Origin of the sequence: Sulfurospirillum sp. hDNRA2 (assembly GCF_024206095.2) — a bacterium.
Taxonomy (GTDB): Bacteria; Campylobacterota; Campylobacteria; order Campylobacterales; family Sulfurospirillaceae; genus Sulfurospirillum.
Genome location: NZ_CP159800.1, coordinates 127588 through 149129, shown reverse-complemented (window position 1 = coordinate 149129; position 21542 = coordinate 127588). Strand labels below are relative to the sequence as shown.

The 21542-nt window shown below is 45.9% G+C and carries 21 protein-coding genes, 1 tRNA gene and 2 pseudogenes; 12 read left to right on the top strand and 12 right to left on the bottom strand.

From position 1 onward, the window contains the following. Positions 1-46 precede the first annotated feature (46 nt). From cysD to mnmA, 10 genes and pseudogenes are all read left to right on the top strand, one after another. A complete protein-coding gene (cysD, locus tag NL930_RS00775; RefSeq protein ID WP_254377274.1) occupies positions 47-925 on the top strand; it encodes a sulfate adenylyltransferase subunit CysD in 879 nt (292 codons plus the stop codon). After that, positions 925-2298, top strand: a complete 1374-nt coding sequence (locus NL930_RS00770; protein ID WP_254377275.1) for a sulfate adenylyltransferase subunit 1 — start codon at positions 925-927, stop codon at positions 2296-2298. Before cysD ends, NL930_RS00770 begins: the two co-directional genes overlap by 1 nt. A 10-nt stretch (positions 2299-2308) precedes the next feature. After that, entirely contained in the window at positions 2309-2515 is a 207-nt protein-coding gene (gene thiS / locus NL930_RS00765; protein ID WP_254377276.1) for a sulfur carrier protein ThiS, read from the top strand. Continuing rightward, complete coding sequence (locus NL930_RS00760) at positions 2512-3318, top strand: molybdopterin-synthase adenylyltransferase MoeB (RefSeq protein ID WP_254377277.1); 807 nt, start codon at positions 2512-2514, stop codon at positions 3316-3318. The genes thiS and NL930_RS00760 overlap by 4 nt, the downstream gene beginning before the upstream one ends. Next, positions 3315-3710, top strand: coding sequence for a M67 family metallopeptidase (locus NL930_RS00755; RefSeq protein ID WP_254377278.1), 396 nt, complete (start codon positions 3315-3317; stop codon positions 3708-3710). The genes NL930_RS00760 and NL930_RS00755 overlap by 4 nt, the downstream gene beginning before the upstream one ends. 197 nt (positions 3711-3907) lie before the next feature. Next, positions 3908-6190, top strand: coding sequence for a sulfurtransferase TusA family protein (locus NL930_RS00750; protein ID WP_254377279.1), 2283 nt, complete (start codon positions 3908-3910; stop codon positions 6188-6190). Then, positions 6187-7455 (top strand): siroheme synthase, encoded by a 1269-nt coding sequence (locus tag NL930_RS00745; protein ID WP_254377280.1) that lies wholly within the window; start codon positions 6187-6189, stop codon positions 7453-7455. The genes NL930_RS00750 and NL930_RS00745 overlap by 4 nt, the downstream gene beginning before the upstream one ends. A gap of 148 nt (positions 7456-7603) precedes the next feature. Beyond that, the gene (locus NL930_RS00740) at positions 7604-8830 is read left to right on the top strand and encodes an aminotransferase class V-fold PLP-dependent enzyme (protein ID WP_254377281.1); all 1227 of its coding nucleotides are present in this window, start codon (positions 7604-7606) and stop codon (positions 8828-8830) included. Positions 8831-8942: 112 nt separating this feature from the next. Continuing rightward, positions 8943-9018: transfer RNA gene (locus tag NL930_RS00735), tRNA-Thr, on the top strand. 240 nt (positions 9019-9258) lie between these two features. Then, positions 9259-10305: pseudogene (mnmA, locus tag NL930_RS00730) on the top strand (tRNA 2-thiouridine(34) synthase MnmA); the annotation flags it as partial. A gap of 6 nt (positions 10306-10311) precedes the next feature. Here mnmA and NL930_RS00725 read toward each other — a convergent pair. The 12 genes and pseudogenes from NL930_RS00725 to NL930_RS00670 all read right to left on the bottom strand — a co-directional run bounded on the left by NL930_RS00725 (position 10312) and on the right by NL930_RS00670 (position 19271). After that, positions 10312-10764 carry a C-GCAxxG-C-C family protein gene (locus tag NL930_RS00725; protein ID WP_254377283.1) on the bottom strand — a complete coding sequence of 151 codons (453 nt, stop codon included), beginning with the start codon at positions 10762-10764 and terminating at the stop codon, positions 10312-10314. A gap of 15 nt (positions 10765-10779) precedes the next feature. Further along, positions 10780-12216 (bottom strand): sensor domain-containing diguanylate cyclase, encoded by a 1437-nt coding sequence (locus NL930_RS00720; RefSeq protein WP_254377284.1) that lies wholly within the window; start codon positions 12214-12216, stop codon positions 10780-10782. Between the two features lie 122 nt (positions 12217-12338). After that, positions 12339-12803, bottom strand: coding sequence for a rhodanese-like domain-containing protein (locus NL930_RS00715; protein WP_254377285.1), 465 nt, complete (start codon positions 12801-12803; stop codon positions 12339-12341). Between the two features lie 9 nt (positions 12804-12812). Then, the gene (locus NL930_RS00710; RefSeq protein WP_254377286.1) at positions 12813-13772 is read right to left on the bottom strand and encodes a permease; all 960 of its coding nucleotides are present in this window, start codon (positions 13770-13772) and stop codon (positions 12813-12815) included. An 11-nt stretch (positions 13773-13783) separates the two neighbouring features. Then, positions 13784-14518, bottom strand: a complete 735-nt coding sequence (locus tag NL930_RS00705; RefSeq protein WP_254377287.1) for a sulfite exporter TauE/SafE family protein — start codon at positions 14516-14518, stop codon at positions 13784-13786. A 2-nt stretch (positions 14519-14520) separates the two neighbouring features. Further along, entirely contained in the window at positions 14521-14889 is a 369-nt protein-coding gene (locus NL930_RS00700; protein WP_039675313.1) for a rhodanese-like domain-containing protein, read from the bottom strand. 25 nt (positions 14890-14914) lie between these two features. Then, the gene (locus NL930_RS00695; protein WP_254377288.1) at positions 14915-16174 is read right to left on the bottom strand and encodes an arsenic transporter; all 1260 of its coding nucleotides are present in this window, start codon (positions 16172-16174) and stop codon (positions 14915-14917) included. 54 nt (positions 16175-16228) lie between these two features. Further along, a complete protein-coding gene (locus NL930_RS00690) occupies positions 16229-16459 on the bottom strand; it encodes a thioredoxin family protein (RefSeq protein ID WP_254377345.1) in 231 nt (76 codons plus the stop codon). Between the two features lie 15 nt (positions 16460-16474). Then, positions 16475-16867, bottom strand: a pseudogene (locus NL930_RS00685) (arsenate reductase ArsC); the annotation flags it as partial. 113 nt (positions 16868-16980) lie between these two features. Continuing rightward, the gene (locus NL930_RS00680; RefSeq protein WP_254377289.1) at positions 16981-17403 is read right to left on the bottom strand and encodes an arsenate reductase ArsC; all 423 of its coding nucleotides are present in this window, start codon (positions 17401-17403) and stop codon (positions 16981-16983) included. 102 nt (positions 17404-17505) lie between these two features. Continuing rightward, the gene (locus NL930_RS00675; RefSeq protein ID WP_254377290.1) at positions 17506-18513 is read right to left on the bottom strand and encodes a rod shape-determining protein; all 1008 of its coding nucleotides are present in this window, start codon (positions 18511-18513) and stop codon (positions 17506-17508) included. Between the two features lie 2 nt (positions 18514-18515). Then, a complete protein-coding gene (locus NL930_RS00670; protein ID WP_254377291.1) occupies positions 18516-19271 on the bottom strand; it encodes a TerC family protein in 756 nt (251 codons plus the stop codon). A 200-nt stretch (positions 19272-19471) separates the two neighbouring features. Here NL930_RS00670 and NL930_RS00665 point away from each other — a divergent pair, with 200 nt between their 5' ends. Together NL930_RS00665 and gdhA are read left to right on the top strand one after the other, a co-directional pair. Then, entirely contained in the window at positions 19472-20164 is a 693-nt protein-coding gene (locus NL930_RS00665; RefSeq protein WP_254377292.1) for an MqnA/MqnD/SBP family protein, read from the top strand. After that, positions 20154-21515: an NADP-specific glutamate dehydrogenase gene (gene gdhA, locus NL930_RS00660; RefSeq protein ID WP_254377293.1), complete on the top strand. Its 1362-nt coding sequence runs from the start codon at positions 20154-20156 to the stop codon at positions 21513-21515. Before NL930_RS00665 ends, gdhA begins: the two co-directional genes overlap by 11 nt. The last annotated feature ends 27 nt before the right edge of the window (positions 21516-21542 follow it).

The following is a 21542-nucleotide window of genomic DNA, read 5'->3' as shown; positions in this document are numbered from 1 at the left end:
CAAGAGCTTTGCTTTTGGTGCGTGTAAAAAGAATTAAGGATAAAAGATGGATCATTTAGACAGACTCGAAGCCCAGAGTATCTATATTTTAAGAGAAGCATACCGAAGCTTCCCAAATCTTGCCATGCTTTGGAGCATCGGTAAAGATAGCACGGTACTGTTGTGGCTCACACGAAAAGCATTTTTTTCCCATGTGCCCTACCCACTCGTGCACATCGACACGGCGTTTAAAGTTCCTGAGATGATTCGCTACCGTGATGAAATCGCCGTGCAATGGGACTTAAACTTAGTCGTAGGACAAAACAAAGAAGCCTTGGCGAAAGGTGAAACGTTTGTGAATGGACTCGATCGTCTTAGTTGCTGTAAAAAACTCAAAAGTGACGCGCTCAAACACACCCTTGATGGTACATGGGCGCGCCGCAAATGGAACCCTTACAAAAAAGTCTGGGAAGATGAGTTAAACGGAGCCCCTTACACGGGTGTTATCGTAGGCGTAAGAGCGGATGAAGAGGGAAGCCGCTCCAAAGAGCGCGTCTTTTCAGCACGTGATGAAAAGAGCGAATGGGACGCCAGTACACAACCGCCAGAACTGTGGAATCAGTACAAAACGGATTTTGCGCCAGGAACGCATGTGCGTATTCACCCACTTTTGGAGTGGACGGAGCTGAACATTTGGGAGTACATTGAGAGGGAGAATATTCCTATTATCAACCTCTATTTTAACCAAGGTAATGGCAAACGTTACCGCTCTTTAGGCTGTTTTCCATGTACGGCTCCTGTGGATTCAGTGGCTCGTAATCCAAAAGAGATCATCGAAGAGTTAACCAGTGGGAAGTTCAAAGACATCGCAGAACGTTCAGGTCGTGCTCAAGATAAAGACGGTGGTGGCACACTCGAAGCACTAAGAAAAGAAGGATATATGTAATGCAAAGACTCAATATTGTCATCACAGGGCACGTCGATCACGGTAAAAGTACGCTCATCGGGCGTTTGCTTGCCGACACCGACTCATTGCCACAAGGAAAACTAGAGAGTGTGAAAAAGATGTGTGAAAACAATGCACGCCCCTTTGAGTATGCTTTCTTACTTGACGCACTTGCCGATGAGCAGAAGCAAGGCATTACCATTGACAGTGCGCGCGTCTTTTTTCAAAGTAAAAAACGAGAGTACATCATCATCGACGCACCCGGTCACATCGAATTTTTGAAAAACATGATCAGTGGAGCGTCTCGTGCGGAGGCGGCACTGCTTCTCATCGACGCCAAAGAAGGCGTAGCGGAAAATTCCAAACGTCACGGCATGTTGCTCTCGCTTTTGGGCATTAAACAAGTCGCGATCGTGGTCAATAAAATGGACTTGGTGAACTTTAGCGAAGTCGCTTTTAATAAGCTCAGAATCGAGTACAGCGAATACCTCGCAACGCTGGGCGTGAAAGCCGATGTGTTTATCCCTATCAGCGCGCGTGAGGGTGTGAACCTCATCGAGCATTCCACACAGACAGCGTGGTATCAAGGACCAACCGTTTTAGAGATTTTGGACAGTTTCACCAGTGTAGAGGAAAAAGCAAACGAAGACTTTAGAATGCCTCTGCAAGACGTGTACAAATTTACACGCGACAACGATGACAGGCGCATCTACGCGGGAACCGTCACGAGCGGAGAGTTACATGTAAACGATGAAGTCATCTTTTACCCCTCTTTGAAACGTTCACGTGTCGCGAGTATCGAGAGTTTTAACACGCCTGTGAAAAGCAGTGTCAAAGAGAGCGAAGCCGTTGGCTTTACGCTTCAAACGCAAATTTACGTGCGCAATGGCGAAGTGGTCGCACGTGCCGATCAGAGCGCTCCAAAGGTGAGTAACCGCTTTGAAGCCAATCTTTTCTGGCTGGGTGCAAAACCGTTAGAGCTGGATAAACCCTACAAGATCAAGATCGGCTCGGCGCAAAGCACGATCTATCTTGAAGACATCAAACGTGTCATCGATGGCGATACGCTCGATCGTGCCGATGAACCAAGCGTTGGGCGTCACGAAGCGGCGTGCGTGGTCTTTAGGGTGCATGATCTTTTAGCGATGGAACTTTTTGCAGAGAACCAAAAACTCGGTCGTTTTGTCATCGTTGATGAGTTTGACATCGCAGGTGGTGGCATCATCACGGAAGTGTTGGAACAGTACACCAACCGTCGCACGAAATCTTTACATGTAAATGATGTTTTAGTCGACAAAGCAAGTAGCAATGCGGAATTTGAAGAGGAGCTTTTTGCCCTACTTCGTAAACATTTCCCACACCAATTTAATTAAGGAATAAAGAATGAAATTAACCATTAACGGCGATGTAAAAGAGATTAAGGACGGTATCGTTCTTTCGGAATTATTGATTATTGAAGATGTTGAACAACCTGACATGGTCTCCGTACAACTCAATGACGAATTTTTAACCAAAGATACCTATGCAACAACAACGCTTAAAGAGAATGATGAGATCAACTTTTTATACTTCATGGGAGGTGGTGCGTGAAAGAGTTTAGCGATGAGGAATTAGAGCGTTATTCACGTCACATCATCCTCCAAGATGTGGGGATCGAAGGACAAGAGAAGATTGCTAATTCTAAGATTTTAGTGATCGGTGCAGGCGGACTCGGCTCTCCCGTAGCACTTTATTTAGCTGCCGCAGGTGTGGGTGAAATCGGCATCGTAGATGGCGATGTGGTCGATCTTTCAAACCTTCAACGCCAAGTCATTCACGCCACAGCAGACATCGGAGTTCCCAAAGTGCTCTCCGCCAAAGCGAAGATGGAAGCGATCAATCCCAATGTCAAAGTAACGGTCTATCAAAAATTTTTAGACGCATCGAACATCTTGGACATCGTGAAAGGCTATGATTTTGTCATCGATGGAACGGACAATTTCTCGTCTAAGTTTCTCATCAATGACGCATGTGTTTTAGCCAATGTCCCCTATTCACACGGTGGTATTTTGCGTTTTGGTGGGCAAACGATGACGATCAAACCTCACGAGAGCGCATGTTACGCGTGTGTGTTTGACAGCCCACCACCGGCGAATGCCATCCCCACATGTTCAAGTGCGGGCATCTTAGGTGCGGTTGCGGGTATGCTTGGAACGATTCAAGCCGCAGAAGCACTCAAATACATCGTCGGTGTGGGTGAGCCACTGTACAACAGACTTTTAACGTTTGATGCGAAAACGATGAACTTTAGAAATGTCAATTTCAAGAAAAACCCTAAGTGCCGTGTCTGCGGTGGTGAAGGCATCAAAGAGATCAAAGACTACGAAGCGGTGGTCTGTGAGGCAAAACTATGATCAAAATGCCCCAAAGCGTGTACGATGAGATCGTCGCGCACGCCCTTAGAGACAATCCCATCGAAGCATGCGGTTATCTTGCAGGGATCAATGGCGAAGTGAAGTATGCGATTCCTATGAAAAATACGGATGCGAGCAACGAGCACTTCAGCTTTGATCCGCAAGAGCAGTTTGATGCGTTTAAAAAGACGCAAAAAGAGAGTCTTAGACTCATTTCGGTGTACCATTCACACCCCGAAACACCCGCACGCCCCAGCGAAGAGGACATTCGTTTGGCGTATGACCCAAATGTTAGCTATATTATTGTTTCATTAGCAGGTGAAACGCCTGATATGAAGTCATTTATTATTAAAAATAAAACGGTTGAAAAAGAAGAAATTGAAATTATTTAAAGTCCGTAAAGCGCGATGAAAAATGTAAAACAGCTTACGAAATAACCTTCTATCGACACGGTTGAGGCACGATGGGAGCCCCGAAACGCTCCGCTTTTTCGTCCCATCGGCTCAAAGTGTCTCTTTCAGGTCATTTCTCCGCGTTTTACTCTGAACTGCTTTACTTTTTTACATGTAACATCAAAGGAGTTACGATTATGAGCAAATACATTATCCCCCAACTTGTCTACGATGACCTCGAAGTTTTCAAAAAAAACCATGCCGATTTTTTAGCAGGCACACTCGATGAGCTGACCTTTAAAACGATGCGCGTCCCTTTTGGCGTGTACGAGCAACGAGAAGCCAACACCTTTATGGTGCGCATCAAACTCGCAGGCGGTATCTTAACCCCATCTCAGCTTTTAACGCTCTCTGATTTGGCGGAAAAATACGCGCACGAGGCGATTCACATCACCACACGCGGTGGCGCACAGCTTCACTACGTCAAGATTGAAGACATCATCGACATCATCACAACCTTGCACAGCATTGGTCTGAGCGGTCGCGGCGGCGGCGGTAACACCGTGCGCAATATCACAGCAGACCCTCTAGCAGGCACTGCCCCCGATGAAGTCTTTGACGTCTCACCGTACGCGCTTGCTTTAACGACCAAGATGCTGGAACAAAAAGACTCGTTCGCGCTTCCACGCAAATTCAAAATTACCTTTAGCGGCTCCGAGGCCGATCGCGGTTATGCGACGATTCACGATGTGGGCTTTATCGCCAAGATCGAAAACGGTGTGAAGGGCTTTAAACTCTTTGTCGCAGGCGGTATGGGTGCGAAGTCTCGCGTGGGAAGCAAATTTCTTGATTTTGTACCCGACACCGAAGTCTTTTTATACTCTCAAGCGATCAAACAGGTGTTTGACCAAAACGGTAACCGCAAAAACAAACACGCCGCACGCCTTCGCTTCTTGATCGAAGAGCTTGGCATGGACGAGTTTAGAAGGCTCGTCAATGTTGAGATCGAAGCGATTAAAGCCAAAGGTGACTGGCACATGCCTATCACACAGATCGAGCGAACCATTGGCAACACAACAGATGAGCCTTTTACCGTTCCAGAAGCGTACGCAAAATGGTGGAACCGTTACGTTTACGCCCAAAAACAAGCGGGATTGTACGGATGCAAAGTGCCTGTTTACTTGGGCGATATTCACTTTAAACACGCACGCGCCCTTGCCAATGCGCTGCTTCCTTTTGGCGAAGACGTGCTTCGTTTTACCGGCGATCAAAACCTCTACATCCGTAACCTGACTGCCTCACAGATGATCACATTGCACGACATTCTTCAAGAGTTTTCCAAAGATGTCTCCAAACCGACGTTTTTCGGCGATATGGTGGCGTGTACGGGTGCGGCGACATGTCAGCTCGGTATCGCGCGTCCTCGTGGTGCGGTGGAGGCGATTCAAAAACGTCTTGAAAAACTCTTTGACGAGCGCGACTACGACGCATTGCAAGGCTTTAAAATCCACCTCTCAGGCTGCCCAAACAGTTGTGGTAAACACCTCATCGGCGATCTTGGCTTTTTTGGCAAAGTGCAACGCAACGAGGGCTACTCCTACCCTGCCTACAACGTCGTTGCGGGAACGCGCACAAGTGGCGAGGGCACAGTGTTTGCGCAAAAAGCGGGCGATGTCGCGGCGTTTCATTTACCTGCATTCGTTGAAGAAGTGTTAGACACATGGCTTAACCATGTAAAGGCTTACGAGAGCTTCGCCGACTGGATTGACGATGGCGGACTGAAAATCGTCGAAGATATTTCTAAAAAATATGTGGAAATTCCCTCATTCAAAGACGATAAAAATCCGTACTTCGACTACAATGCCGTTGAGCTTTTCTCACTGAAAGGCAGAGGCGTGGGCGAATGTAGTGCGGGTATGTACGACCTCATCGAAGCCGATAAAAAAGCGCTGAAAGAAGCTTTGGAAAAAGACGAGAAAGACTACGAGCTGATTCGTCTCTTAAGCGCTCGAATGCTTCTTGTGACACGAGGAGAAGATGCGCGCGATAAAGCGGGCGTTTTGAAAGCGTTTAAAACGCATTTTATCGACACCACGCTTTTGAATGCCTACTTTGGCACGATGCTAGAGGGTGACGCCGATGAGAAGTCGATAGAGCTTGCCGAAGAGGTGATGAAGCTTTATGCGAGCATGGATCACACACTTAAATTTGCGAAAGAAAAAGAGCTTGCGGCCGCCGCCGAAGTCAAAGAAGAAAAAGCGGTGCATTTTAAAGATCTCAGCGGCGTGGCGTGTCCGATGAACTTTGTGAAAACCAAGATGGAGCTTGCCAAAATCGGAAGCGGTGAAGCCTTGGAAATTTTACTCGATGATGGAGCGCCAATTGATAACGTGCCCAAATCCGTCGCAGGAGAGGGTCACAAAGTCGAAGCCACCACCAAAGAGGGTAACGGCTGGCGCGTTAGGATCGTGAAAAAATGAGTACCTTAGGCATCGCGCTCACGCCCAAAAAAACGCTTCTTATCGGTGCTGGCAAAGTCGCCGCCCAAAAAGCGCGCGTGCTCGATAGCCTTGATTTTGCCTATGAGATTGTCGCAACTGAAGTTTTGGACGACTATTTTGCGTCCAAAACGTTTACATGTAAAGCGTTTGAAGATGCTGATGCTGAGGGTTTTGAGGTGATTATCGACGCAACGGGCAATGAAGCGGTAACCAACCGCCTCGTGGCGTTGAAGCCTCGCCTGCACTTTTGGCTCAATGTCGTGGATGTGCCTGAACTGTGCGATTTTTACTTTAGTGCGCTTACACGTCGTGGTGAGCTTCAAGTCGCCGTCAGCAGTGGCGGCAGTTCACCCACACTCGCGCAAGTGATTCGTGATAAGATCGAGAAGATTTTACCGCGCGATCTCACTTCGTTGATCGAACGTCTGAAAAACGAGCGCAAAAAGCCTGAGCGTGATCTGGGAAAACTCAAAGAGATTGCCAAAGAAGGCGTGGGAAAAGTTTTTCTCATCAGCTGTGGCACAGGCTATGTGGGAAACCTTACGTTGGACGCTTTAAACGCATTTGAACTGCTTGATGTCGCCCTTGTGGACGCGCTGGTCTCTGAGGAGATTCGCGCTTTGATACCGCTTACATGTAAAGTGGTTGACGTGAGTAAAAAGAAAGGCTTTCACTCTAAAAGCCAAGACGAGATCAACGCGCTTTTGGTCGAATACGCCAAACAAGGACTCGTCGTCGGACGTCTCAAAGGAGGCGAAGCGCTTCTGTTTGGGCGCTTGGGCGAAGAGAAACAGGTATTAGCTCAGCATGGCATCGCGTTTGAAGTCATTAACGGGGTGAGTTCCGCGTTTCGCTCGTGTACGATCTCAGGCATTGTGCCGACCATTCGCGACATCTCCAAAGGGGTGACCATCGTCTCAGCGCACCTTCGGGAAACGCTGTTTAATGACGACTGGGTCGGCATTTTAAAACAGCCCTTGCACACGGTCATCGTTTTGATGGCGCACAGTTTTGCAGGCAAAATCGAAGATGCGATCAAAAAAGAGGGCATCAACCCCAACCTTCCTGCGGCATTTGTCTCAAAAATCGACCTAGCGGATCAAGTCACGATAGTAGGAACTGTGGGAAATTTAGCTAAAATGGCAACATTATGTGCCACTCCAGCGGTCTTAATCATCGGTGAGTGCGTCGCACGTGAGAACATTTTACCCGCTGAAAATAGCGGCAAAATCATTTACATGTAAAGGCTAATCGCGTAGAAACAATTCCGCACGAGACACTTTGAGCCGATGGGACGAATAAGCGGAGCGTTTCGGGGTTCCCGTCGTGCCTCAACCGTGTCGAGAAAGGGTTTTTTCGATAGCTGATTTACATTCAAAAGAAGGATATTTTATGGGATTTACGACCAAAGCATTGCATGCCAAACCTGCACACAAAGACCAACACGGTGCGATGCGCTTCCCTATCTACCAATGTTCAGCCTTTGAGTTTGACAAGTCTGAAGACCTTGAAGCTGTTTTCAAAGGGCAAAAAATGGGGCATGTCTACACGCGCTCCTCAAACCCTTCCATCGAAGAGTTTGAACTCAAAGTCAAAGCGATCAGCGGTGCTTTCGGGGTTATCGCTACGGCAACAGGAATGGCGGCGATTGCCAATACTTTTTTTGCACTTTTAAAAAGCGGCGATAATATCATCACGACCAACTATCTCTTCGGCAATACCCTTTCTTTTTTCGAGACCCTGCTGAGCGACTTTGGCGTGGAAGTACGTTATGTTGACGTCAACGACCTTATCGCCGTCCAAGCCGCGATCGACGACAAGACGCGTTTGCTCTTTTGCGAAAGTATCAGCAATCCGCAACTGATCGTGCCCGATTTTCTAGCCCTCAAAAGCGTCCTTAAAGAGCGTAACGTCCCTTTCATCGTCGATACGACCATGACGCCGTGGAATATCTTCGATGCGAAAAAACACGGCGTGGATATCGAAATCGTCTCCGCAACCAAATACCTCAGCGGCGGCGGTCACGTCTTAGGCGGTTTGATCGTCGATAACGGCACGTTTGAGTGGAAAAACCATGCGACCTTAGCACCTTATTATAAAAAATTCGGTCCCAATGCTTTTCTTGCGCGCCTTCGCAAAGAGACTTTTCGCAATTTAGGCGCTTCTTTGACCGCGCAAAGCGCGTACCTGCTCTCTTTGGGACTGGAAACGCTCGATCTCAGAGTGCAAAGAAGCTGTCACAATGCACTGGTCGTTGCCAAACACTTGTATGCTAAAAACGAAGTAATCCGCGTGGATTATCCTCTGCTTGAGAGTTCCGCTTCGTTTGCCGCTTCTTCGAAACAATTTAGCGGCGGCGGTGCTATCGTCACGTTTAGCCTAGCAAGCAAAGAGAAAGCCTATGCCTTTTTAAACGCGCTTAAACTGATTCGTCGCGGAACCAATATCCAAGACAATAAATCCTTAGCGATTGCCCCCTATCATACGATTTATGCCGAATACTCCGACGAACAAAAGAAGAGGTTTTGTTTGAACGAGGGAATGATTCGTCTTTCGGTGGGTATCGAGGACGTGGAAGACTTACTTTTGGACATCGATCAGGCATTTGACGTGCATTAAAACGAGCTATGCCCTCAAAAATGAGTGAATTTGAATAAAAAAAATAAAAATTCACTCAAAAAGGCATTTTTTTAAAATAAAACAAGTAAACATGTAGTAAAATTTTACCGTTGCTGGTGTAGCTCAGCTGGTAGAGCAGTTGATCCGTAATCAACAGGTCGGGGGTTCGAGCCCCTTCACCAGCTCCAGCTCTTCTTACTTTTTACTCACATGTTTCCCGTCTCAAATTGCCTATTGTGAACCGTATCGTTTTGTTTTCAAGGTATTTTTCAACATAAAATCGTGTTTTTCAACCAACGGTGCCCAATTTTGGGTCAAACGAAACGTAAAGACTTTTACTCTTTAGACGTCGATAAGCGTAGCGTGGGCTTTCTGCCGAAGAAAACTCAGCGTTAGCGTAGCTTTTAGAGCTTTGCTTTAAAAGCGTATCAAATAAAATAAAAGAGAACACACCTATGAAAATTGCACTCCTTATGAGCGGCGGCATTGACTCTAGTTACTCCGCGTATTTACTCAAAAACGAAGGGCACGAGGTCGTCGGCATTTATCTTAAATTGCACGACGATGAAAGCAAACATACGATCAACATCGCCAACATCGAAAAAGTATCCCGACATTTGGGCATTGAAACGCACGTTATCGATGCCAAAGCACTCTTTAAAGAGCATGTGTACGACTATTTCGTGCGCTCGTATGAACAAGGTCGCACACCCAATCCTTGCGCCTTTTGCAATCCACGGATGAAATTTGGCTTCGCGTTTGAAAAAGCGATGGAGCTCGGTTGCGAAAAGATCGCGACGGGACATTACGCGAGGGTCAAAAACGGTCGTATCCAAGAAGCCTTTGACATGTCAAAAGACCAAAGTTATTTTTTATTCGGACTCAAAAAAGAGGTCATCGAAAAGATCGTTTTTCCGCTCGGCACGATGAAAAAAGAGGCTATTAAACCCGTGGCTTTGGAAAAACTCCCGTGGCTCGGCACACTTGAGAGTTACAAAGAGTCGCAAGAGATCTGTTTCGTCACCGATACCTATATCGATATTTTGAAAAAACATCTCAACGTCGATCAAAAAGGACTCATTAAAGATACCAAAGGAAAAGTGATCGGCGAGCACAAAGGCTACATGCACTATACCATCGGCAAGCGCAAAGGCTTAACGATAGGCGGCGCACACGAACCCCACTTCGTCGTAGGTATCGATGCCAAAACCAATACCGTCATCGCCGGAAAAAAAGAAGAGCTCCTTCAAAAACGCGTCGTCGCGCAGAACTTTTCCTTACCCGACGATTTCAAAGAGGGCATCTACGGCGTTAAAGTCCGTTACCGAAGTCCGCAGGCCAAAGCACATGTCAAACTTGAAAACAACACCATTATCGCGGAGTTGGAAGAAGGAGCGTACGGCATTGCAAGCGGTCAAGCCTTGGTTGTTTATCAAGACGATCTCGTGCTTGGCGGCGGTTGGATCGAAGCGTAAAGGCCGCTAAGGCTCTTTACGCGTTAAAATCCTCTCCACCTCTTCCGCGGCGAATGCCACGAAACGGTCGCATTTACACACCTTGCAATTTTGGGCTTTAAACATCTCTCCGGCATGTTCGTCGCTCAGGGAAAAACCTAAAAGCGTTGCACATTCGCAACTCTCGAAAAGGGTTTCGAAACGTTCCTTAAAGTCGGCAACACTTCGATACAGACGGTCCAAAGGAACATCCGGAACCTGACGTCCCTGTAAAAGCGATAGTGCCATAACGCCGCCGCTAAATGCCCCGCAAAAGCCGCCGTTCGTACGAGCCATACCGCTTCCGAATGCCGATGCTATCGGTAAGACGGTATTACTGTCGATCCCTTTGGCTTCGGCGACGCTTTTGAGCACCGCTTCGCTACAGGTATATCCGCTTGAAAAATAATCCAAGGCTTTTTGTACGATATCGTGTTTCATAACGCTTTGTTTCCTTTATAACGCCGCAATCACTTGATTTTTACCCGCTTTTTTTGCTTCGTAAAGGGCATGATCGACTTTATGAACCAAACCGTCTTGGCTCTCTAAAGCACTGAGCATTCCCACGCCTACGCTCACACTGAGCGGTCTTTGCAGCAATGCGATCAATGCGGCATCGTTTTGAACGGCATTGCATATCTTTTGAGCGACTTCGAGCGCATGTTTTTCTTCGATATTGCTCAGTAAAATCGCAAACTCTTCGCCTCCCCAACGCGCAATCGTATCCGATTGGCGTAACTGTTCTTTCAAAATCCGTGCCGTATGCACTAACGTTTGGTCGCCGACCAAATGTCCGAATGTATCGTTGACCGACTTAAAGTCGTCGATGTCGATCAGCAAAAGCGTGAGCGAGCGAATCTCTTTGGGGTAGCGTTTGTAGTACAGCTCAAACACTTCGTTAAATTTTCTTCGATTCGCAAGCCCCGTCAATACGTCTTCGCTGGCAAGTTGAATCAGTTGGTTTTGGTATAAATTGATCGTATAAACAATAATCAGCGTCACCGCCAACGTCACCAAAAGCGACAAAAAGAGATTTAAGTAAAACGTCTTGGTCAGTTCGTCCATATACTCTTTTTTGTTGATCTCGACAAAAAGATGCAGTTTGAGTTTGTCGATGTATTTGGTATTGAGCAGGTATTCGCCGTCTTTGTTTTTATACTCGAATTGATTTTGCTCGCCTTTGAAAATCGCTTCTTGAATCTTTTGAAGCCCATCGATCGAAGCGATATTGCCGCGTTTGTTCAAGCCTTTGGAAAAAAGTGTAATTTCTCCGCGCTGATCGACGAAATAAACATCGTATTTGTACTTCGTTTTAAACGAACCGAGCATGGCTTCAATGTTAATCAACTTAACGCCAACGCCCGTCACGCCGATTAACCTCTTTTGATAATCCATGACTTTATAGTTGATGAACATAATAAGCGTATCGCTGAGATTGGCGTTATGATCGAGGTTGATCTCGTAAGGCTCACTTTGTTTGCTAAAGCGAAAGTACCACGCGTCGGCACTGTTGTGTTCGTTAATCGTATCGATCAAACCGCGCGGGTGGTAGTAATTTTTGGTTTTTTCGGAAACGAGAAAAGTCGTAAAAATATCGTATTTTTGCTGAATTTCGGTGAGGTAACGCACAATGCCGTCCATATCGCTCTCGCCGTCCATAATCCAATCGCGCAAAAAGGTATCGTGCGACATTAAGGACGATACGAGCAGAGGTTCGATCATACGTTGTTGGATTTCGGTGTAGATATTGTCCACCGAAAGCGGCAAGGAGGTGTGAAGCAACTGCTCTTGCGTCGCATCGACGCTTTTGACGTAGTTGATCAACGAGCCCACGATCGAAACACAAAGCAATAAGCTCGAAATAATCAAAACCACTTTGGTTTTTAATCGCATCGTATCTCCTTAAAGAGTGCGATTATAACACAAAATCATCGATGCAACGGTAAAACGCTTGACGGATTTGCCGAGAAGGCAAGTACAATCGACGCCAAAACCGTGCCGGTATTTTAGAAAATCTACGGCGTTACCGTGTGCGTTGCCTTGTACGCTTCCAAAAACTCTTTCGCATTGTCGCCGCGTAAAAAATCCGCCGTTTTCAAAAGCCCGTCATTGAGGTATTTGGCGTTATAGCCGTTGAGCGTTAGAAAAAGCCTCGCCATACTCGATCGGTCATAATGCGGGCAAGCGGTAATGATGAGCTTATCTTTGGGAAGTTCTTGTAAACGTTGGGGTAATTCGTTCAGCGGAATATTTTTAGCAAAATTCATATGCCATACTTCAAATTCTTCAGGAAAGCGAACATCCACTAAAATCGCTTTTCCCTCTTCGACAAGGACTAACATGTCAGGTGTTTTGATCTTCATAGTTTCGCGTTCTTGATAATCAAACGAACGTAAATACGCTTCAAAGTCTATTTTTTTGGGCTCTGTCGCATACATAAGCCCAACCGCCGCACAAAGAATAAGCATCGTTTTTATCATAGTCGTTTCCTATAAAATAGCGTTGAAAAGATACCCGATCCCCATAATTCCCACTGCCACGATACCGAAAAACGTCGCGATGAGCTTTACATGTAAGATGCGTTTTAAAATCATCGCTTCGGGCAAGGAGAGTGCGGTAATCGCCATCATAAAGCTCAAAGCCGTACCGAGTAACATCCCTTTGCCGGTTAAAACCTCGATCAACGGCATAACGCCGGCGGCATTGGAATACATCGGCACCCCCAATAAAACCGCTAAAGGCACGCTGTACCACGCATCGCTTCCGGCATATTTTACGATAAATTCCGTCGGTACGTAACCGTGAATAAACGCCCCGATGCCCACACCTACCATCACGTAGAGATAGATCTTTTTCACGATATCCATCGTATACGCCCACGACTCTTTGAACCTTGTGCGCAGCGTCATCCTAATCTCAACCTCTGCCAAATCGCCGCTCATCGGCACGACGGGAATTAAAACGTATTTTTCCATACCGAGTTTTCCCACGATAAAACCGCCGATAATCGCGACCAACAGTCCAAAACCGATGTAAAGTGCCGTGATTTTCCAACCGAAAAGCCCGAATAAAAGGGCAATCGCTACTTCGTTGTTCATCGGAGAAGAGATTAAAAAACTAAACGTAATGCCGATAGGAATGCGCGCTTGCATAAACCCCAAAAACAGAGGAATCGCCGAACAGCTGCAAAAAGGGGTGATGACGCCGAAAAGCGACGCCAAAACATTGCCCGTCACTTCACTTTTGCCTTGCAAATAAACCCGAACCTTTTCGGTATTGAAATAGGTTCGTAAAAAACTAACCGCAAAAATGATCAAAACGAGTAACATGTAGATTTTGAGGGTATCGTAAATGAAAAAGTGAACCGTCCCTCCTATGGAAGATGCTTTGTCCATCCCGAATAAATCCAAAATCAATAGATCGACGATTCTTTCCCACCAATCAAACATTCTACACCCTTTTAAAATACCAATGTATCTATCATTTTAATTCCTATCGCATAAAGCGATAGTGCAATAAACTTTCGTGTCTGTTCTACACTTAGTTTAAAAATCATAATGTGATTGCCAAGCACACCCCCAAGGGCTGCGGCAACGGCAACGACACCTAAGAGAATCCAGTCAATTTCTATCAAATAAGCATAGGTCGAAAAAGCGGAAAAGGTTGAAAAAGGAATCATAAAACTAACGGTTATTGCCGTCTGTTTTGCATCGTATCCCAAATAAATAAGTAAAGGAACGATCATCGCTCCTCCACCAATGCCTAAAAGCCCGCTCAAAAAACCAACAACACCGCCCATCAGTACCATTACCCACGCTTTCGTATACGTAATAGTGCCTTTTTTTTTCTGCCTTAGCATCATTGTTGCACTAAAAAATAAAAAAAGTGCAAAAAAGAACTTGGCATAATACGTATCCATCTGTGTTGCACTATACGCTCCCAAAGGAGCACAGGCGACCGACATCGACACAAACGGTAATACCTGCTTAACATCAATGCTTTTACGCAATACGTTCATTATCGACGCACCTATCGTAGAAGCCGTATTGGCAAAAAGACCGACCGCTTTGGCTATATCAAATCCGACGCCTAGAAAACTAAGTATCGGAATAAGTGCCACCGAAGAGCCGACGCCACCGATGGAAAAGAGGGTTGAGACCGCTAAAGTAATCCCGAAATAAAATACATACTCCACCCCTAAACTTCCAAATGAAGGTCTTTAGCCTTACCCCCTTTAAGACGTTCCATCAACGTTATCATTCCGCATGTAAGGATTTTAGCGTTAAACCCTTTGAGGGAAAGATACTGCTTGGCGATATTGGAACGACAGGCTTCAGGACATGCGCACACGATGATTTTATCTTTAGGGAGTTCTCCTAAACGATCAGGAAGTTCGTTAAGAGGAATATTACATGTAAAAGAGAGTCCCCATACCTTATGCTCAAAACCATAGCGAACGTCTAGTAAAATTGCCTCGCCTTTGTTGTACATTTCTATAAAACTATCGGCTTCTACTTTTGCACTCACGATAGCCTGCATATCGAGGCTACGAATATAATTGTCCATCTTTTCTCCTTAGAAAGAATACCTACTATACAAACAACAAACTAAGCAATACGATCAGTAAAACCGGCGGAGTAACGAGAAGTCCGAATTTTGAGTATTGCCAAAAGCTTATTTTGACGCCTTTTTGCGCTAAAACGTATAACCATAAAAGCGTTGCCAAAGAACCAAACGGCGTCATTTTAGGCCCTAAATTACAACCGATGATATTGGCATACGCCAACGCCGTATGCGGAATATCGCTGAGGGCTATATCCATAATCATCACCGTCGGCATATTATTCATTAGCGCACTCAACACGGCGGCGATAAAACCGGTCGCAATCACGGCAACCGTCTCACCGTAGGCACTAAGTGCTTTGAGCACGAAGGTCAAATACTCGGTTAACCCCGCATTTTTCAAACCGTAGACGACGATATAAAGCCCGATGCTAAACCATACGACTTGCCACGGAGCCGTTTTAATAATGCGCAAAGCATCGGTCGTTCGCATCAACGACGCAATCAATAAAAAAACAAGCCCGCCGCCGAGCGCAAAAAGACTGATCGGCAAACGGTACGCGTCGCCGATAAAATAACCGCCCAACAATAAGGCTAGAAAAAACCATGAAAAACGAAAAAGCGTTTTGTTTTTCAAAACCGAATCGGGCTCTTTCAATAAGTCCGTGCGTACATGTAAAGGAATCTCTTTACGCAATACGATCCACAAAACCGCGATCGAAACCACCGTACTGACGATGTAAGGTATCGCCATCGTGGCACTATAGGCGGCAAAACCGATATGGAAATAATTGGCGGTTACGATATTGGTCAAGTTAGAAAAAACAAACGGAAGCGACGCCGAATCGCTGATAAATCCGCCCGCCAGCAAAAACGCTACGATCGTTTTAGGCTTGAGCTCTAAAATGCGCATCTTCGCTAGTAAAATCGGCGTCAAAATCAATGCCGCACCGTCATTTGCAAACCAAGCGGATACCAAACTTCCTAAGAGAAGCGAATAAACGAACATGATATGCCCGTTTCCTCGACTCAATTTTGCCATATGGATCGCGCACCATTCAAAAAAGCCGATTTCGTCTAGAACCATCGAAAGAATAATGATACCGATGAAAGCCAAAGTCGCATCCCACACAATGCGTGTTACCGTCAAAACATCCGTAAAACTTACGACGCCGAGCACCAAAGCGCATACCGCGCCGATCAACGCCGTCGTACCGATTTGCAATCCGCGCGGCTGCCAGATGACAAAAATAAGCGTTACGCTAAATACTAAACCGGCAACAAACATCGCTCAACGCTCCTTTCACCAAAAGGGTAGTAAAAAGGTATCGGTAACACGGGATTACGCGAGTAAAGCGAGGATTTCATCGACGCTTAACACTTTACCGCTGCTTTTTACGACACCGTCGATAACCAACGCCGGCGTGCTCATCACGCCGTAATTCATAATCGCGATACTATCTTCCACTTTGTCGATTTGCGCAAATTTTCCGCTTTTAGCAACCGCCTCTTTAGTAGCTTGCATGAGTGCTTGGCATTTGGAACACCCCGTTCCTAAAACTTCGATTTTCATCGCTTTCTCCTTTTTTAATTCGGCTTGAATTACTGGTAAAAGCTCGGCTTCGATCGCTTGATATGTCAGAACGAACGCGCCGTAATCTTTACCGTCGGGATCGGAAAATCCTACGTGGATTTTAGGTAAGGGACGCGGAAACATCGGGCATGTTTCGTTGGCATGGTCGCACACCGTAACCACCAAATCAAAGTCGACATGTAAGACTTCATCCAAGGCTTTAGAATGATACGAATCCTTCCAAATACCCTCTTCTTCTAAAACTCTTTTTGCATAAGCGTTCACTTTTTTGCTTGCTCTCACACCCGCACTGTAGGCTTCAACACCTTCTAACTTGGCATTGACCAACGCTTCGGCGATAATGCTTCGGCAACTGTTTCCCGTACATAAAATCAGAACTTTTTTCATTATGAAACCTTACATGTAAACCATCGCAAGAATGGTAGCATAAAATTATCTTTATATCAAGATATATTGATATATTTATGCCGACAAAGCTTTTAAAACGTCATTTCGCCTTTTTAGGCGGTCTGCGCAATAAACGCTAAGACGGCTATTTTTATCTCTTCTTTCACGTGACGTATTTTCGCAAGTTGCGCTTCGTGATCGCCTTGAAACGTACTCGGATCTTCGAAACTCCAATGAATCCGTTTGGTTTGTCCTGGGAAAATAGGACATCTTTGACTGTTACCCTCATCGCAAACCGTAATAACGTAATTGAACAGCTTTCCGTCCTTAAATAAATCGAACACGGATTGCGTCTCTTTTCCGGCGATATCGATATCCTCTTCTTTTAGAATTTCCACGGTAAGAGGGTTCAATAACCCCGGTTGCAGTCCGGCACTCTGAACGTTAAAATGATCGCCGCCGTATTTTTTCAATAACGCTTCGGCAATTTGACTACGAGCACTGTTGTGAATGCACACAAATAAAACTTTGACCATCGTTTCTCCTTTTTAACATAGCTTTTCAAACGCAAACCAGTGTACAAGGGAAAATCTACAAAATGGTTACAACAAGGCGCCTAACGCGTTATTAGCCTTGTCTCAGGCTTCTAAAAGTGCCGCGTAACGCGTATCTTCCAGCGCACGCCCCGCACCTAAGATAATATTGTGCAAAGGATTTTCCACGCAGTGAAGATCGATTTTGAGCTTTTCGCCGATGTAGCGATCCAATCCTTGAAGCATCGAAGAGCCGCCCGTGAGTAAAATGCCGTGATCGTAAATGTCTTGCGCGAACATCGGCGGTAGTTCCGAAAGTATTTTATGCGTTAATCCGACGATTTTATCGGCTAAGGGCACAATGGCTTTGTGAATGTCGTACGAGCTGATTTCGACGCTTTGCGGCATGCGCGTCAACATATTTTTAACGCTGATACGGAGATGCTTCTCTTCCGTCGAACACAGATTTCCCAAGGTTTTTTTGAGCATTTCCGCGTCGCGCTGCGACATCAAAAGACGATGGTGCGTCTTAAAATGTTCGATGATCGCCTCGTCAAAATCGTTACCTGCCATACGTAGCGATTTATTCATCACGATACCGTTGCACGAAAGTAACGATATATCGCTCACGCCCGCTCCGATATCGAGAACTAAAACGCCCTGAGGCCGCTCGATCGCTTGAAACGAACCCAATGCCGCCGAGAAAGGATCTTTAATCAAAAATACGTCACGCGCGCCGCCTTCTTTGCACGCTTCGGTCACGGCATTGCGCTCCATGGCGTTTAGATCGCTCGGTACGCTTACCACGACATTCGGTCGGAACAAGCGACGCGGCGTCATACGTCTGATCACCTCTTTGATATATGCTTTTGCTACGGTTAAATTGGAGATAGCACCCTTTGAAAGCGGATGCATCACTTCGATATGCTCGGGGTTTTTTCCGAACATGCGCTTCGAGCTCTCACCGCAATCGAAAAACGAGCGACGCCTTTGATCATACGCGATCGACGTGGGTTCTTCTAAAATAATACCGCGATTTGGTTGATACACAAGCGTATTGTTGGTTCCCAAATCGATCGCAAACCCTTGTGAAAAACGCCCTGAAAATAGCATCGTTACGCCTCTTTTTTGACTGCTCTGCTTATGGATCGCTTAGCTTTTTTCTTGCGACTGTAGATATTGATCGATTCGACCGCCAACGAAAACGCCATCGCAAAATAGACATAGGCTTTTGAAATATGCAGATCAAGTCCTTCGGCAATCAACGTAACGCCGACTAAAATCAAGAATGAAAGTGCCAACATTTTAATTGTCGGATTCGCGTCGATAAACTCCGAAATGGCTTTAGAAGCGAACATCATCACGCCTACGGCAATCACGACGGCTAAAATCATAATGATAATATTATTGGCCATTCCCACGGCGGTAATAACCGAATCGAGCGAAAAAACGATGTCTAAAACCGCAATTTGAATCAGCGTATTCAAAAACCCTCGAGCACTTTTTTTCAACTCTTTGGTCTCTTCTGCGGGATCTTCTTCGACGTCGTGGTGAATCTCCATCGTCGATTTGGCAAGCAAGAATAATCCTCCGATAATCAAAATAAGATCGCGGCCGGAAATCTCTTGCGCAAACACCGTAAACAAAGGAGCGGTCAGTTTCATAATCCAAAAAAGCGACAACAAGAGCATAATACGCGTCAACATCGCCAATGCCAATCCGAAAACACGTGCGCGGTCGCGTTGATGCGCGGGTAAACGCCCGACCAAAATGGCGATGAAAATAATATTGTCGATACCCAAAACGATTTCCAACGCCGTTAGCGTCACCAATGCCATCAACGCTTCGGCGTTTAATAACGATTCTATCATCTCTTTTGATTCCTCACGATTTTTTGATCTTTTGTAGAACACTCGCGCTTTTACTTTCTCAAAAACACGTTCTTGCTAGCTCTATTGTATCAAGATAGTTCTATAAAGCCTCTTAGAAAGAGAATTTCGCCGCCATACGTACGAAGTCCGCTCAAGGTTGGCTATAATAGTCCCTTGACTTTAATTCCAAAGGAGTCGTTATGGTCTTTGGAAAGATAGATTACATCAATCTTCTTCCGTTTCACGTTTTTCTCAAAAAATCTTCTTTACCTAACGCTTTTAAACGCTCATGCGAACACCAAAAAGACGTTCCTTCCGTCATCAACCGCAAATTACGCAAACGCAAAGTCGATGCCGCTTTTATCTCCAGCATCGAGAGCAAACGCAAAACCGTTACGCCTCTAAACGTCGGTATCGTCGCACAAAAAAATGTTAAAAGCGTAATTATTTCGCAAGGTATGCGTAAAACAGACCCCGCTTCGGCAACGTCCAATATGCTCTGTCGCGTCTTGGGTCTAGAGGGGGAGGTGTTTATCGGAGATAGAGCGCTCAAACTCTATTTGCAAAACCCTACCGCATACGTCGATTTGGCGGAAGTTTGGCATACGCGCACGCATTTACCGTTTGTTTTTGCACGCTTTTGCGTCAATCGTCACCAAACGTTTTATAAAAAACTTGCCAAACGTTTTATCAAAGCTCCGATTAAAATTCCCCGCTACGTTTTGGAGACTTACGCAAGCGAACGCGCGATATCCGCGCGCGACATTCGTGAATATCTAAAGCTCATCAGCTATACGATTGCAACGAAAGAACAAAAAGCCCTTTCGCTATTTTTGAAAAAATCTCGCTTCCTCGACACCCATTTTGTTTCAAAGGAGTCTCATGCCGATTAAACACGTGATCGAACGTCTTTTACACACTACAAGACAAAGCACGCCCGGACAAGCCGAGTTTTATCAAGCCGTCGAAGAGGTACTTGTATCCTTAGAGCCTCTTTTAGCATCCGAACCGAAATACCTTCACAATAATGTTTTGGAACGTCTCGTTATTCCCGAGCGGCAAATTATTTTCCGCGTCGTTTGGATGGACGATAGCGGCAAAATTCAAACCAATATCGGTTACCGCGTTCAGTTTAACTCCGCCATAGGACCGTACAAAGGCGGCCTTCGCTTTCATCCGAGCGTCAATTTGGGAATCGTCAAATTTTTAGGATTTGAACAAATTTTCAAAAACTCCCTTACGGGACTGGCGATCGGCGGCGCGAAAGGCGGGAGCAATTTCGATCCTAAGGGCAAAAGCGAAGGTGAAATTATGCGTTTTTGTCAGGCATTTATGTCCGAACTTGCCAAATACGTCGGCGAAACCAAAGATATTCCCGCAGGCGATATCGGCGTAGGAGGCAGAGAAATCGGCTACATGTACGGCGAATACAAACGCCTCACGGGACGTTTCGACGGCGTATTAACCGGTAAAGGATTGAATTGGGGAGGCTCGTTAGCACGCACGGAAGCAACGGGATACGGCTCGGTCTATTTTGCGGAAAATATTCTCAACAAACAAGGCGATTCGCTCAAAGGTAAAATTTGTACGGTCTCGGGTGCCGGAAACGTCGCGTTATATACGATTCAAAAACTCTACGAAATGGGAGCGACACCCGTTACATGTAGCGATTCCAAAGGGATGCTTTACGATAAAGACGGTATCGATTTTAACACCCTTAAAACGATTAAAGAGATCAAACGCCAAGAACTAAGCGAGTACCTCAAACACTATCCGAACGCCCGCTACATTCCGGTCGATGCGTATGAAAAAGGAACCAACGGCGTTTGGTCGATTCCGTGTTTTGCGGCATTTCCGAGTGCGACGCAAAACGAACTTAACCTTCGCGATATTCAAACCTTGCATCACAACGGATGCCGTTTGGTCAACGAAGGTGCCAATATGCCAAGTACGCCCGAAGCCATCGCTTACATGTTAGCCAACCGTATCCTCTACGGACCTGCAAAAGCCGCAAACGCAGGCGGTGTTGCGACCAGTCAATTGGAAATGAGTCAAAACGCCAGCATGCAAAAATGGAGTTTTTCCGAAGTCGATACCAAGCTTCACGCGATTATGAAGTCGATCTTCGATCTTGCGTATGCCACTTCAAAAGAGTTCAACGCAGAAGGGAATCTCATGCTTGGAGCCAATATCGCGGGATTTCGAAAAGTAGCCGACTCCATGATCGATCAAGGAGCGGTGTAAAAAGATGAGCCCTTTAAAGGGCTCATG